The organism is Polynucleobacter sp. AP-Nino-20-G2, assembly GCF_018688235.1.
Lineage (GTDB): Bacteria > Pseudomonadota > Gammaproteobacteria > Burkholderiales > Burkholderiaceae > Polynucleobacter.
Map to the genome: position 1 here is coordinate 1,612,170 of NZ_CP061313.1, position 11,861 is coordinate 1,624,030.

16 protein-coding genes are annotated in these 11,861 nt (G+C 44.3%); 4 read left to right on the forward strand and 12 right to left on the reverse strand.

What is annotated here, in order from left to right; all coding sequences use genetic code 11:
* Positions 1-7: 7 nt before the first annotated feature.
* From FD960_RS08425 to FD960_RS08445, 5 genes are all read right to left on the reverse strand, one after another.
* Positions 8-646 (reverse strand): hypothetical protein, encoded by a 639-nt coding sequence (locus tag FD960_RS08425; RefSeq protein WP_011903509.1) that lies wholly within the window; start codon positions 644-646, stop codon positions 8-10.
* On the reverse strand, positions 643-924 hold the full coding sequence (locus FD960_RS08430; protein ID WP_011903510.1) for a copper-binding protein: 282 nt from the start codon (positions 922-924) through the stop codon (positions 643-645). The genes FD960_RS08425 and FD960_RS08430 overlap by 4 nt, the downstream gene beginning before the upstream one ends.
* Before the next feature lie 71 nt (positions 925-995).
* Positions 996-1,346: a hypothetical protein gene (locus FD960_RS08435; RefSeq protein WP_011903511.1), complete on the reverse strand. Its 351-nt coding sequence runs from the start codon at positions 1,344-1,346 to the stop codon at positions 996-998.
* Positions 1,347-1,514: 168 nt separating this feature from the next.
* Entirely contained in the window at positions 1,515-2,027 is a 513-nt protein-coding gene (locus tag FD960_RS08440; RefSeq protein ID WP_011903512.1) for a hypothetical protein, read from the reverse strand.
* A gap of 41 nt (positions 2,028-2,068) precedes the next feature.
* A complete protein-coding gene (locus FD960_RS08445) occupies positions 2,069-4,249 on the reverse strand; it encodes a heavy metal translocating P-type ATPase (protein WP_215298623.1) in 2,181 nt (726 codons plus the stop codon).
* A gap of 98 nt (positions 4,250-4,347) precedes the next feature.
* Between FD960_RS08445 and cadR the strand changes: the two genes are divergently transcribed.
* On the forward strand, positions 4,348-4,746 hold the full coding sequence (gene cadR, locus FD960_RS08450; RefSeq protein WP_011903514.1) for a Cd(II)/Pb(II)-responsive transcriptional regulator: 399 nt from the start codon (positions 4,348-4,350) through the stop codon (positions 4,744-4,746).
* 121 nt (positions 4,747-4,867) lie between these two features.
* Here the strand turns inward: cadR and arsH are convergent, their stop codons facing one another.
* The 5 genes from arsH to pstS form a co-directional block, all read right to left on the reverse strand.
* On the reverse strand, positions 4,868-5,587 hold the full coding sequence (gene arsH / locus FD960_RS08455; protein ID WP_256441660.1) for an arsenical resistance protein ArsH: 720 nt from the start codon (positions 5,585-5,587) through the stop codon (positions 4,868-4,870).
* Positions 5,588-6,640, reverse strand: coding sequence for an ACR3 family arsenite efflux transporter (gene arsB, locus FD960_RS08460; RefSeq protein ID WP_215298625.1), 1,053 nt, complete (start codon positions 6,638-6,640; stop codon positions 5,588-5,590).
* Complete coding sequence (locus tag FD960_RS08465; protein ID WP_215298627.1) at positions 6,637-7,116, reverse strand: arsenate reductase ArsC; 480 nt, start codon at positions 7,114-7,116, stop codon at positions 6,637-6,639. Before FD960_RS08465 ends, arsB begins: the two co-directional genes overlap by 4 nt.
* Entirely contained in the window at positions 7,113-7,442 is a 330-nt protein-coding gene (locus FD960_RS08470) for a helix-turn-helix transcriptional regulator (RefSeq protein WP_215298629.1), read from the reverse strand. The genes FD960_RS08465 and FD960_RS08470 overlap by 4 nt, the downstream gene beginning before the upstream one ends.
* A gap of 75 nt (positions 7,443-7,517) precedes the next feature.
* Positions 7,518-8,537, reverse strand: a complete 1,020-nt coding sequence (gene pstS / locus FD960_RS08475; RefSeq protein WP_215298631.1) for a phosphate ABC transporter substrate-binding protein PstS — start codon at positions 8,535-8,537, stop codon at positions 7,518-7,520.
* Positions 8,538-8,679: 142 nt separating this feature from the next.
* Here pstS and FD960_RS08480 point away from each other — a divergent pair, with 142 nt between their 5' ends.
* The 3 genes from FD960_RS08480 to FD960_RS08490 are packed head-to-tail and all read left to right on the forward strand — an operon-like array spanning position 8,680 to position 10,844.
* Positions 8,680-9,720, forward strand: coding sequence for a permease (locus FD960_RS08480; RefSeq protein ID WP_215298632.1), 1,041 nt, complete (start codon positions 8,680-8,682; stop codon positions 9,718-9,720).
* Between the two features lie 10 nt (positions 9,721-9,730).
* Positions 9,731-9,961, forward strand: a complete 231-nt coding sequence (locus FD960_RS08485) for a thioredoxin family protein (RefSeq protein ID WP_371817427.1) — start codon at positions 9,731-9,733, stop codon at positions 9,959-9,961.
* Positions 9,954-10,844, forward strand: coding sequence for a cation diffusion facilitator family transporter (locus FD960_RS08490; protein ID WP_251369779.1), 891 nt, complete (start codon positions 9,954-9,956; stop codon positions 10,842-10,844). The genes FD960_RS08485 and FD960_RS08490 overlap by 8 nt, the downstream gene beginning before the upstream one ends.
* 2 nt (positions 10,845-10,846) lie before the next feature.
* On the opposite strand, the gene FD960_RS08495 is transcribed toward FD960_RS08490, so the two are convergent.
* Both FD960_RS08495 and FD960_RS08500 read right to left on the reverse strand, forming a co-directional pair.
* Positions 10,847-11,218: a hypothetical protein gene (locus FD960_RS08495; protein WP_215298634.1), complete on the reverse strand. Its 372-nt coding sequence runs from the start codon at positions 11,216-11,218 to the stop codon at positions 10,847-10,849.
* Between the two features lie 32 nt (positions 11,219-11,250).
* Positions 11,251-11,829, reverse strand: coding sequence for a nitroreductase (locus FD960_RS08500; protein WP_215298636.1), 579 nt, complete (start codon positions 11,827-11,829; stop codon positions 11,251-11,253).
* Positions 11,830-11,861: the final 32 nt, after the last annotated feature.

Below are 11,861 nucleotides of genomic sequence, written 5' to 3' on the forward strand. Positions count from 1 at the left end.
AGTTCATTTAGTAGACATACATAAAGCTCAGGCGGGGTTGGCCATGAAGGTTCGCCCCTGCCTCTACAAAAATACGGTTATGGATCAGCCGAAGCATAGGCGTGACTTCATACTGGGTTGATACCATCGACATTCTTCTAGCTTCCACGATCAACCATGGTTGGGTCTCATCGTAGTTCGCTTCATAGAAAGAAAAGCCAGCTCTTGCCGAAACTACATTATTGGTAATGCCATCAGCCACATAGATGCGAGCATTAGCTGAAGCATACAAACGAGTAGTCTCATAATCAGCCTGAATGCCAGGGGATACCGTAGCTTTAGTGCCGCTAAAGTAGTTACCTGTAGTCTCACCAACGCCGCCGATAAACCAAATATTGGCTTGTGCTTCTGGCATATTCCAACGCTTAACTAATCGAGTGTAGGTGAGCTCATTATTAAGCTGAGTTTGCGAATAGTTATTCGTTTGCATATAGGTCGAAGTCACACCAATAGCATCTCTAGGAGTCAAGGCGTAGTTGGCTGTTTGCTCTCGAAAGGTTTTACTAAAATCACCCATCGTCATCCAGCTATCCTTAAATCCCATTGGCGCGGCTTGAGCGCTAAGGCTGAGCAAAAGACTGCCTATGAATACAAGCCATACCCTCATGGCGCCTTCTCCAGGGCAACTACTTCTAGCGCCCCATCACTGATTTTGACCTGAAAGCGTACCTGATCACCTGCTTTATAGCCCTTAAGATTTAACTTGGGCGCAGTATCAAAAAGCATAGTCATAGCATCCATATCAATGCTTTGAATCCGCTCATGCTTAAGCACAATACGATGACGCTCAGGCTCTACTTTGACTATTTGCGCTTTGGTCCAATCAGGCGCCGCCCAAGACAGTGAAGTGATGAGAAATAAAATACCAAATACAAATTTTTTCATGTTTCCCCCAAAGGAAAGTTAATTAGATAAACAACTCCATCCAAATTTTGGACGGACTACTGCTAGGGGGATTACAAAATGGGTGGCTTGATGGGTAGAGCTAAGAGTGCGCCATATACGAATAATGGCTCTTGCTGTGCAAATTGATACGAGAGTTGCTTAAAATTCATTGCTATGGATGGCAACGCAAATGCAAATGCCATACACAAGGAGCAGGCATTACAAGTGGGTTTGTCATGTTGCTCAGATTGAGGGTCTTGCTTGCTAGAGCTTTGCATCATCTCGCAATGACTGGCATCGCTATCAGCCATCATTTCCATGGAATGCGTTGGCTGAGCCATACTAAATCCCATACTCTCAGACGCAAAAGAGCGAATGGGTAATAGGACAACTAACAGGATAAGTAGGCAAACGCGAAGCATGTTGTGATTCTAGCTACATTTGGGATATTCTGCTTTTCCCACCAAAAAACCACGAAATACGGTTGGAAATCTTTTAACAGCTGCCATGTCGCTTTAAACGACATGGCATTAGCCTTTGCTAATGGGCTACAAAGCTATAACTGCCACCCCCCATTCTCGAGCCAGTTGCTACCTTGACCGATCCATCCACATATAGTTCTGCTGCATCATTTGGTTCATCATGTTCTGCTGCATACCCATGTATTGATCCATCATGTATTGGCGTTGCTTTAACTGCTCAGGTGTTAATTTAGAGTAATAAGGGCCCATACCATTCCAGCCCATCATTGGACCCATCATGTGTCCACCCATCATGCCGCCGTTACCACCACAACAACCCATCATTCCCGAACCCCACATGCCTTGCATCATATTCATGTTGCCCTGCATTGTGCTCCAGTGAGCCTGCATCAGCTTTTGCCTTTCTTGCGGATCTTGAGTTGCACGGATCTGATCCATCTGCTGTTGCATCTTTTTAAAGTTCTCTTGAATTTGAGCGGCTTGCTTATCAAACTCCGCTACATCAACATTTTTTTGTTGTGTCTGTGAGGCTTTAGTGCCCGCCCCTGCTGTTTGCGCCAAAACGGGCGCACTTAGTAAAACACCTAAACTTAAAATCGCAACCCATCCTAGCTTTTTCATTTTAGTGCTCCTTGAGTTAACTGCTTGATATGAACTAACACCTAGCTTCTTAATAACCGCAATCCATTTGCCACCACTAGCAAGCTCGCACCCATATCCGCAAATACTGCCATCCACATCGTGGCTTGCCCTGTAAAGGTAAGCACAAGGAAGATAGCCTTAATGCCTAGAGCAAGAACAATGTTTTGAGTCAGAATTAGAGCGGTTGATTTGGATAGCCGAATAAAGGTAGCAATCTTGCGTAAATCATCATCCATTAGCGCAACATCAGCAGTCTCTATCGCAGTATCGGTTCCAGCCGCCCCCATCGCAAATCCAATACTTGCTCTTGCTAAAGCAGGGGCATCATTAATGCCATCTCCAACCATGCCTACCTTTACATTGGGATCCTTTTTTAGGCGACTGTCAATTATTTTAAGCTTATCTTCAGGCAATAAATTACCCACAATCTCATCGACACCCACCTGCTTACCTATTGCCTTGGCGGTGTGCTCATTGTCACCAGTGAGCATGATGGTAGTCACACCTAATTGGTGAAGCTCATCAATAGCCTGCTTGCTTGTTTCTCTAACAGTATCGGCTACCGCAATAATGGCTAAAACCTCTGTTTGGTTGGTAAGCAATACGGCCGTTTTGCCTTGCTGCTCTAATGGTAATAAACGATTCTCAATATCATCAGAGCAGAAACCCAATTCTTCAATCAGTCGATGATTGCCAAGGTAATACAAATTACCTTCAATAACGCCTTTGACTCCGCGACCCAGAATCGCCTCAAAGCTATCCACAGTCTTTAAATCATTCTTTTGCTCTTGATTAGCATGGGCAATTGCTAGAGATACGGGATGATCAGATCGTGCCGCAAGACTGATAGCAATTTCGTGAATATACTTGTCATTGCCACTTAATACAAAAAAGTCCGTTTGTGCAGGCTTCCCGTAGGTGAGCGTCCCCGTCTTATCGAGCGCTAAGACCTTCATGCTCCGTCCTGCTTCTAAAAAAGCACCTCCTTTAATTAAGATGCCTTTTCTTGCAGCGGCTGCTAAGCCACTCACAATCGTTACAGGTGTTGAGATCACCAAAGCACAAGGGCAGGCAATCACTAACATGACTAATGCTTTATAGATCCATTCCTGCCATGACTGCGCCATTAACAATGGAGGCAAAACAGCGACTAACACCGCAAGCAAAAAAATAGCTGGCGTATAGATCTTGGCGAATTGATCAACAAAACGCTGGGTGGGCGCACGACTTCCTTGCGCTGCTTCTACTGCATGAATAATTCGAGCTAGCGTTGAATGAGTCGCTTCTGCAGTAACTTTGTATTCGAATGATCCCGTCTGATTGATCGTTCCTGCAAATACCTCATCGCCAACTATCTTATCGACGGGTAGGCTCTCACCCGTGATTGGCGCTTGATTTACTGCCGAGTTACCACTTATTAATATGCCGTCTAAAGCTATTCGCTCTCCAGGACGCACTCGAACTAAAGCACCTAAAGCGATAGCCTTTACATCCGTTAGCACCCAAGAGCCATCGGCTTGCTGAACGGTTGCGGTTTCAGGGGTGAGGTCTAATAAGCCACGAATCGCATTACGAGCACGATCTAATGACTTGGCTTCAATTACTTCAGCTAGAGTAAATAAGAACATCACCATGGCGGCTTCTGGCCAACTTCCAATCGCCATCGCGCCTGTGACTGCAATTGACATTAAGGCATTGATATTGAGATTGCTATTCTTTAATGCAATCCAGCCCTTTTTATAAGTGGTCAGGCCCCCCGAAGCAATTGAGGCGATTACTAGAGTGATGACAATCCACTGATTACCAAGTTGCAGCAATTCCATGATTTCAGCCAAGGTTGCAGTGATACCTGCAACAGCTAATGGCCACCAATTGGTTTTAGGCATAGGCTCAATCGAGCCGCCCTTTGTAGAAGTCTCACCACTTTGTAGCACCGCCTGCATTCCAATTGAACCCAAAGCGGACTCGATAGCGTCAAGTGAGTTGAGATTGTGACCAACCGTGAGCATCCTTTGCATTAAGTTAAAGTCCAGCGACTCAATGCCGCTTACACTCGCTAGCTTTTTGCGAATAAGCGCCTCTTCAGTTGGACAGTCCATATTTTCAATGCGATAGATGGCCTTATTCTTGCTCGGCATCTCAGAAGCCTTTGTCACAGGAGTTGATGCAGAACAACTACAGGAGGTATTGCATTCGCTCATAGCGGAAACCTAAATGATGAAGACATAGAACATTTAACACCCTATAGTAACTATAGAGTCAAGGGATTAGAATAAAAATGTAAAAACTTGGAGGTCAAATGAGAATTGGTGAACTAGCAACAGCCACAGGCATTCAAGTGGAAACTATTCGATTTTATGAGCAAGAGGGTTTGTTAGCAAAACCGGCTCGATCTGAGGGTAACTTCCGAATCTACGGGGATCAGCACCTGCAACGCCTTACATTTATTCGCCACTGCCGCTCGCTAGATATGACCTTAAGTGAAGTTCGTCAATTACTTCGCTTAAAAGATTTACCAGATGAAAACTGTGGTGCAGTAAATGAATTGCTTGATGCTCATATTGAAGGTGTAAGCAATCGAATTAATGAGCTACGCCAACTTGAACGACAATTAAAGCTGCTCAGAAAACAATGTCATGCGAATCAGGACTCAGCACACTGCGGGATCTTAAATAAATTATCGCTACCCGTGAAGTAAAAAAGAGGTGACACTACCGCCTCTTATTGGCCGAGTTGAGACATCCGGGTCCGTTCATCCCATTGGACAGCTTCCGACCCAAAGCAGACTATCCCCGCCATAAACCTAAAACAGCAAAAGCCTAAATTGACCTTTGATTTACCCGCTTGGATAACTCTTCAGCGGATTCTTTTCTCTCGCTATAGCGGTCAGTCAAGTAAGCGCTAATATTTCGAGTTAGCAAAGTGAACTTATAGAGCTCTTCCATCACATCTACGACCCGGTCATAAAAGGCTGATGGCTTCATACGGCCGTCTTCTTCAAATTCAGTAAACGCCTTAGCTACGGAGGACTGATTAGGGATGGTGAGCATTCTCATCCATCTACCCAAAATTCGCATTTGATTGACTGCATTAAATGATTGAGATCCACCACAGACCTGCATCACTGCCAAGGTCTTTCCTTGGGTCGGTCTTACTGCACCATCAGACAATGGAATCCAGTCAATCTGAGTCTTTAGCAACCCCGTCATTGCCCCATGACGCTCAGGCGAAGTCCACACCATACCTTCCGCCCATAATGCCAATTCACGTAACTCTTTTACCTTTGGATGAGTATCAGGAACACTGTCAACCAAAGGCAATCCAGTTGGATCGTAGATTTTTACTTCGCCACCCATTGCAGTAAGCAATCTAGCTGCTTCGTAGGTTAATAAGCGACTATATGATCTCTCACGCAAAGACCCATAAAGCATCAAGAATCTTGGAGGATGTGAGTTAACTTGAGAATTTAGTTTCTCAATTCCTGGGATTTGAAAGAGCTCTTCGACTAATGCGGGGAATTCAATGGGACTTTCAAACACTTAATTTTTTTCCTTAGAAAAGAAGCTTTCCTTAAACCATAAAGCTACCGCCACTAAACCAATCATGATCGGCACTTCAACCAAAGGGCCAATGACTGCCGCAAATGCCGCCCCTGAATTAATACCAAATACCGAAATCGCTACGGCAATGGCTAACTCAAAGTTATTGCTAGACGCCGTGAACGACAAAGTGCAGCAGCGTTTGTAGTCAATCCCCATCTTGCCAGTGACAAGGAAGGTTAAGAGGAACATCACCACAAAAAACACTAGTAACGGGACGGCAATGGTTACGACATCCATTGGCAAAGTAAGGATCAGGCTACCTTTGAGACTAAACATCACCACAATCGTGAATAACAAAGAGATCAAAGTGATCTTGCCAATGCGGGGTACAAAGTGCTCGTGATACCACTCTTTAGACACAAACTTGAGCATGACTACTCGGGTAAGTATTCCAGCTATGCAAGGAACACCCAAATAGATAAAGACACTTTCTGCGATCTGACTCATGCTGACACTGACATTAGCGCCAGCCAAACCAAAATACGGTGGCAATACAGTTAAGAAGAAATAGGCGTACACGCTAAAGAACAGCACTTGAAAGATGGCATTAAAAGCTACTAACCCAGCGGCATACTCAGTAGAGCCTTTAGCCAAGTCATTCCAAACAATCACCATAGCAATACAAGGCGCTATCCCAATCAGAATCAAGCCAGCCATATATTCAGGCTGATCTGGCACAAAAGTAATCGCCAAAAAGAACATCAATGCTGGCGCTACAAACCAGTTCATCAGAATAGAAATACCAAAGATACGCTTGTCTTTAAAGACATCAGGCAAGTCTTCGTATCGAACCTTGGCAAAAGGCGGGTACATCATCAATATCAAACCAATGGCAATTGGAATATTGGTTGTGCCAACCTGAAAGGAGTTAATAAATCCTTCAACACTTGGAACAAAGTAGCCCAAGCCAATACCCACCGCCATAGCAACGAAGATCCATACCGTTAGGTAGCGATCAAGGAACGATAGTTTTTTAGTAAGCGAACTCATGCTTTTGTATGAATCTCTTTAAGACTCATTGAGTCAAGTTTTTCTAATGGCATAGCAGCCAGTATGTCTAAACGTCTTTTAAGACCATTTCTAACTTCATTAAAGGCGGCCTTCTTTTCTAAATCTGTACCTTGCACTTGTGATGGGTCAGGAAAGCCCCAATGAGCCGTAGATGGCTTACCCGGCCAGAATGGGCATACTTCCCCGGCAGCATTATCGCAAACCGTCACAATGAAGTCCATCTTTGGAGCATCAGGCAAACCATATTCATCCCAGCTCTTAGAACGCAACTTACTTTCATCGTATCCAAGCTCTAGGGCAATTTCTCTTGCAAATGGATTAACTTGAGTGCCCGGTGTTGAGCCTGCGGAATAGCCAACAAACAAACCGCTCGGATGGGTTGATGCCAGGGCTTCACCCAATACGGAACGTGCTGAGTTATGAGTACATAAAAAGAGAATATTGTATTGCTTCATGATTGCTTTACTTTTCTAAGGGGTTTAGTGGTTGAGCAAGATTTTCCGCCGCAACAGTTATCTAAAAGGAATTCACTTAAGTCTTGAACCATTTGTGCATTAGGGCGATAGATAAGGTTCCGGCTTTGGCGCTCAACGATAAGTAAATCCGCCTGGAGCAATTCTTTCAAATGAAAGCTCAATGTAGCGTTTGGAATGCCTAATTTTTCAATTAACTGGCCTGGAGTAAGCCCAACATCACCCCGCTGAACAATCAAACGAAATACGTTCAACCTGGACTCCTGCCCTAAGGCTAAAAAAGCGGAAATTGCGTCAGTATTTTTCATAATTTCATTTTAATAGAAATATATTAATTAGTGAAGGGCACCCCAGCTATTCGAGATGCCCATGTTACTAATGAATTATTTCAATGACACTTTAGATAAAACGTTCTTTTTAATGAATTCAATGGTTGCAGCAGGCATTGGTACGTAATCTAACTCTTCAGCCATTTTTCCACCATCTTTAAGGCCAAATTCAAAGAACTTAATCACTTCAGATGCATTCGCTTTGTTTTCTGGGTTTTTATAAATCAAGATGAAGACTGCACCAGAAATAGGCCAAGACTTAGCGCCTCCAGCGTTGGTAATGTAGGTGCCCATGCCTGGAATTTTTGTCCAATCAGTTCCAGCAGCAGCGGCTGCAAAGGTTTCATCATCAGGAGCAACAAATTGACCTGCAGCATTTTTCATCAAGGCATAGGTCATCTTATTTTTCTTCGCATAGGCATACTCAACATAACCAATAGAGTTCTTAAGACGAGTTACGTTTGCGGCAACACCTTCATTGCCTTTGCCACCAACAGAAGATCCTGCAGGCCATTTAACAGCTGCACCAGCACCCACAGCGCTCTTCCAGTCTGCACTAACTTTAGTCAAGTAATCAGTAAAAACCGCTGTAGTACCAGAACCATCAGCACGATGTACCACAGTAATATCACCAGCAGGAATTGCCATGCCAGGATTCAAAGCAGCAATACGCTTGTCATTCCAGTTGGTAATGCTGCCTTGGAAAATATCAGCCAATGTTTGGCCGTCCAATTTCAGTTGGCCTGGTTTTAAACCTTCCACGTTCAATACAGGCACAACCCCGCCAATAATGGTTGGGAACTGGAGCATGCCGTCTTTTTCTAAATCCTCAAACTTCACTGGTGCATCACTAGCACCAAAATCAACAGTCTTTGCTCGAATTTGCTTTAGGCCACCTGAAGATCCAATAGACTGGTAATTCATGTTATTGCCTGTTTTAGCCTTATATGCCTCGGCCCATTTGGAAAGCAACGGATATACAAAGGTTGAGCCAGCACCAGTGATTTCGGCAGCTGAGGTGGTAGTTATTGCACTAATGGCAAAAATACCGGCCAGAATTGATTTTTTTAACATGTATTTGTCCTTTTTGTTGGATTGGAACGATTAAACAGCTTCTTTTTAATGTTTCCAAGATAATAGAAATACATGACAAATTGATGACATACATCAAACTAGACAAGCGCCTAATAGGTCAAAATAAAGAAAAAGGATCAAAATGAGCGTAGCTTCAATGCAAGTAGTGTCAAAAACCTGGCCTAAGCTATTTTTAGCCGGTGCCACCCTCATTTGGTATGGGTTATACAAATCCCTCATACCCGTTTCTGAGTGGATAGTCTCATTGCTCCCAATTGAGCGTCAAAGCCCATTGGGCGATGCGTTGCAATTCTTTTTGTATGACACGCCTAAGGTATTACTACTGCTTACTGGCGTTGTCTTTGTCATGGGCATGATTAATTCCTACTTCACTCCTGAGCGCACTAGAGTTTTGCTCGCAGGTAAATCTGAAGGCGTGGGCAACATCATGGCAGCAAGCCTTGGAATCGTTACACCGTTTTGTTCTTGCTCTGCTGTGCCGCTTTTTATCGGCTTTGTGCAAGCTGGTGTGCCACTCGGCATTACCTTCTCATTCTTGATTTCAGCCCCAATGGTTAATGAAGTGGCATTGACATTGCTCTTCACATTATTTGGCTGGAAAATTGCTAGTTTGTATTTGGCGCTAGGACTCTCGGTAGCTATTGTTGCTGGGTGGGTCATTGGCAAACTCAAGCTAGAAGCCTATCTAGAAGATTGGGTGATCAATATGCCCAAGACAGTGGCCACCGTAGATGCTGACCGCCTGACCTTAAGTGATCGCATTGACTCTGGAAAGGCTGCTATTAAAGAGATTGTGGTCAAAGTCTGGCCATACATCATTGTGGGTATTGGTGTTGGTGCTGGGATCCACGGTTATGTCCCAGAAGACTTTATGGCAAGCTTGATGGGCAAAGAAGCCTGGTGGTCAGTGCCAGTAGCCGTTCTTATTGGTGTGCCCATGTATACCAATGCTGCTGGGATTATTCCAATCGTGGAGGCACTACTTGCTAAAGGCGCGGCTCTTGGAACCGTATTAGCCTTCATGATGAGCGTCATTGCCCTATCTTTGCCTGAGATGATTATTTTGCGTAAGGTTTTGAAGATTCGCCTCATCATCATTTTTGCCAGCATCGTAGCAACAGGCATTCTCATCGTAGGTTACATTTTTAACGCAGTTCTATAAAGGAATTATCATGGACATTAAAGTACTCGGCACCGGATGCAGCAATTGCAAAGCCACAGTCAAGCTAGTGGAAGAAATTGCCAAAGAAAAAGGTGTTGCTATCACAATGGAAAAGGTAGAAGACATCAAAGACATCATGACCTACAACATCATGTCTACTCCTGGTGTAGTTGTAGACGGAAAGGTAGTTCACACTGGTGGCATTCCGAGCCGTGACAAAGTTGAGCAGTGGTTTGCATAATCACGATTCACATGTAAATAAGCCAAGGTACAACACCATATTTGCTGTTGGCATTGGCTTAAATATTGCCTATGTAGTTGTGGAAGCGTTTTATGGCTGGAAGATTAACTCGCTGGCCTTAATTGCTGATGCTGGGCACAACTTAAGTGATGTGGCCGGGCTGTTACTGGCTTGGGCAGCAACCTTTATGGCTAGCCTACGCCCGAATATGCGCCATACTTTTGGGTGGCAAAAAGCCTCCATCATGGCAGCGTTCATTAATTCAGTCTTGCTCCTTGTGGCAATGGGCTCCTTAATTCTAGAGTCCATCCAAAGACTGCAATCCCCAGAGCCAATGCAAGGATTGGTAGTTATTGCAGTAGCAGCCTCAGGGATTGTTATTAATGCCCTAGCAGCCCTACTCTTTATTAAAAATGAGCATCAAGACCTAAATTTAAGGGCCGCCTTTTTGCACATGATTTCAGATGCCTTAGTTTCTCTTGGCGTTTTGATTGCAGGGGTGCTCTATTTATGGTTTGAGTGGGCTTGGCTGGATCCCGTGCTAAGCCTGGCTATCTCTGTAATTATTATCGTGAGCGCACTCAATCTATTTAAGAAAACGCTACACATGATGTTCGATGGCGTACCTGACTCAATCGAGTTGTCCAAGGTTTATGACTATTTAAAATCAATTCAAGGGGTTAGCAAGGTGCAGGATTTACATGTATGGGCAATGAGCACCTCTGACATTGCTTTAACAACCCAACTCATTATTCCCAACTGGCAGCATGATGATGGATTGATTGATGAGATCCAAGATGCATTGTTAACTCAATTTAATATCTCTCATGCCACCATACAAATAACGAAAGCGCCCACCAGTACATCTTGCTCAAATTTATAAATCTATGTTTCGCCTTCTTGCTCAGCCTCAACAATCATCGCAACCAAAGAAAAGAGCCCTTCTTCTTCGGCATTCTCTGAAATCAGATCTAAAGGTGCCCCAGCATCAATCAGTTTGGCAGTTTCGCTTGAAGCCGGCAGGCCTTTTCTAAACTCCAACAAACGGGATCGAACAATATCTAATGGGTTGCTTTCGGGAGGTTCTCCCACCTGAAGCGCCTCAAATATTGCGCCAGCCAGTTCATGCATTCCTTCGCTAGTGGCTGTTGATGCAATTTTCTCAGGAGATAGTCCAGCATCAATTGCCAGCGCAGTATTACTGTGATTTGGAATAGAGCCCTTCGATTCGTCAAGAATTCGCTTAATAGTGTCCATGCGTACAAATGCCTCTCTGTAGCACCCTGCAATTAGAAAATAGAGCTGTAATCAGTATAGGCAGGCCTTACTCGACCATCTTTATGCTTAATGACAGTACCAATCGTAATAAATACCAACGGCTCATCATCACCCTCAAGCTTAAAGAGCTTTTTCATCTCGGAACTATAGAGTGCATGACCACTAGATAACCCCGCTCCAAACCCCATGGCATGAGCAGTGAGGATGATATTTTGAACCGCGCAGCCAGCTGAAATTAACTTCTCATTACGTGGAATTTTGTTATCCCCTGTTCCATACTTAGCAACAGCCAGCAGTAGATAAGGTCCACGCAAAGCCTTTCCATGCGCCTCATCTAATTGCTCTGGTGTTGCACCAGGATCTCGCTCCTTCAAGTTATGAGAAAACACTCTGCCGAGCAATACCCTGCCAGCATCGGAAATTTCATAAAAATGCCATGGCGTAACTAGCCCATGGTCTGGGGCAGTTCCAGCGGCCTCCAGAATGATTTTCTTTTGCTCTTCAGTGGGCCCAGGACCACCCAAGCGCTTCGGAGAAATATGATGCCGTGTGCGCATCAACTCAGATACTAGCGGGACAATGTCTTCCATTTTTTACCTATTTAGGAATAAAAAAGGGGTGA

Excerpts from the sequence above, each read along its gene's own strand:
- arsB (WP_215298625.1), bottom strand. The coding sequence starts at position 6,640 with ATGAGTTCGCTTACTAAAAAACTATCGTTCCTTGATCGCTACCTAACG.
- FD960_RS08430 (WP_011903510.1), bottom strand. The coding sequence starts at position 924 with ATGAAAAAATTTGTATTTGGTATTTTATTTCTCATCACTTCACTGTCT.
- FD960_RS08485 (WP_371817427.1), top strand. The coding sequence starts at position 9,731 with ATGGACATTAAAGTACTCGGCACCGGATGCAGCAATTGCAAAGCCACA.
- pstS (WP_215298631.1), bottom strand. The coding sequence starts at position 8,537 with ATGTTAAAAAAATCAATTCTGGCCGGTATTTTTGCCATTAGTGCAATA.
- FD960_RS08445 (WP_215298623.1), bottom strand. The coding sequence starts at position 4,249 with ATGAGCGAATGCAATACCTCCTGTAGTTGTTCTGCATCAACTCCTGTG.
- FD960_RS08470 (WP_215298629.1), bottom strand. The coding sequence starts at position 7,442 with ATGAAAAATACTGACGCAATTTCCGCTTTTTTAGCCTTAGGGCAGGAG.
- cadR (WP_011903514.1), top strand. The coding sequence starts at position 4,348 with ATGAGAATTGGTGAACTAGCAACAGCCACAGGCATTCAAGTGGAAACT.
- FD960_RS08440 (WP_011903512.1), bottom strand. The coding sequence starts at position 2,027 with ATGAAAAAGCTAGGATGGGTTGCGATTTTAAGTTTAGGTGTTTTACTA.
- FD960_RS08465 (WP_215298627.1), bottom strand. The coding sequence starts at position 7,116 with ATGAAGCAATACAATATTCTCTTTTTATGTACTCATAACTCAGCACGT.
- FD960_RS08425 (WP_011903509.1), bottom strand. The coding sequence starts at position 646 with ATGAGGGTATGGCTTGTATTCATAGGCAGTCTTTTGCTCAGCCTTAGC.
- FD960_RS08435 (WP_011903511.1), bottom strand. The coding sequence starts at position 1,346 with ATGCTTCGCGTTTGCCTACTTATCCTGTTAGTTGTCCTATTACCCATT.
- FD960_RS08480 (WP_215298632.1), top strand. The coding sequence starts at position 8,680 with ATGAGCGTAGCTTCAATGCAAGTAGTGTCAAAAACCTGGCCTAAGCTA.
- FD960_RS08495 (WP_215298634.1), bottom strand. The coding sequence starts at position 11,218 with ATGGACACTATTAAGCGAATTCTTGACGAATCGAAGGGCTCTATTCCA.
- FD960_RS08500 (WP_215298636.1), bottom strand. The coding sequence starts at position 11,829 with ATGGAAGACATTGTCCCGCTAGTATCTGAGTTGATGCGCACACGGCAT.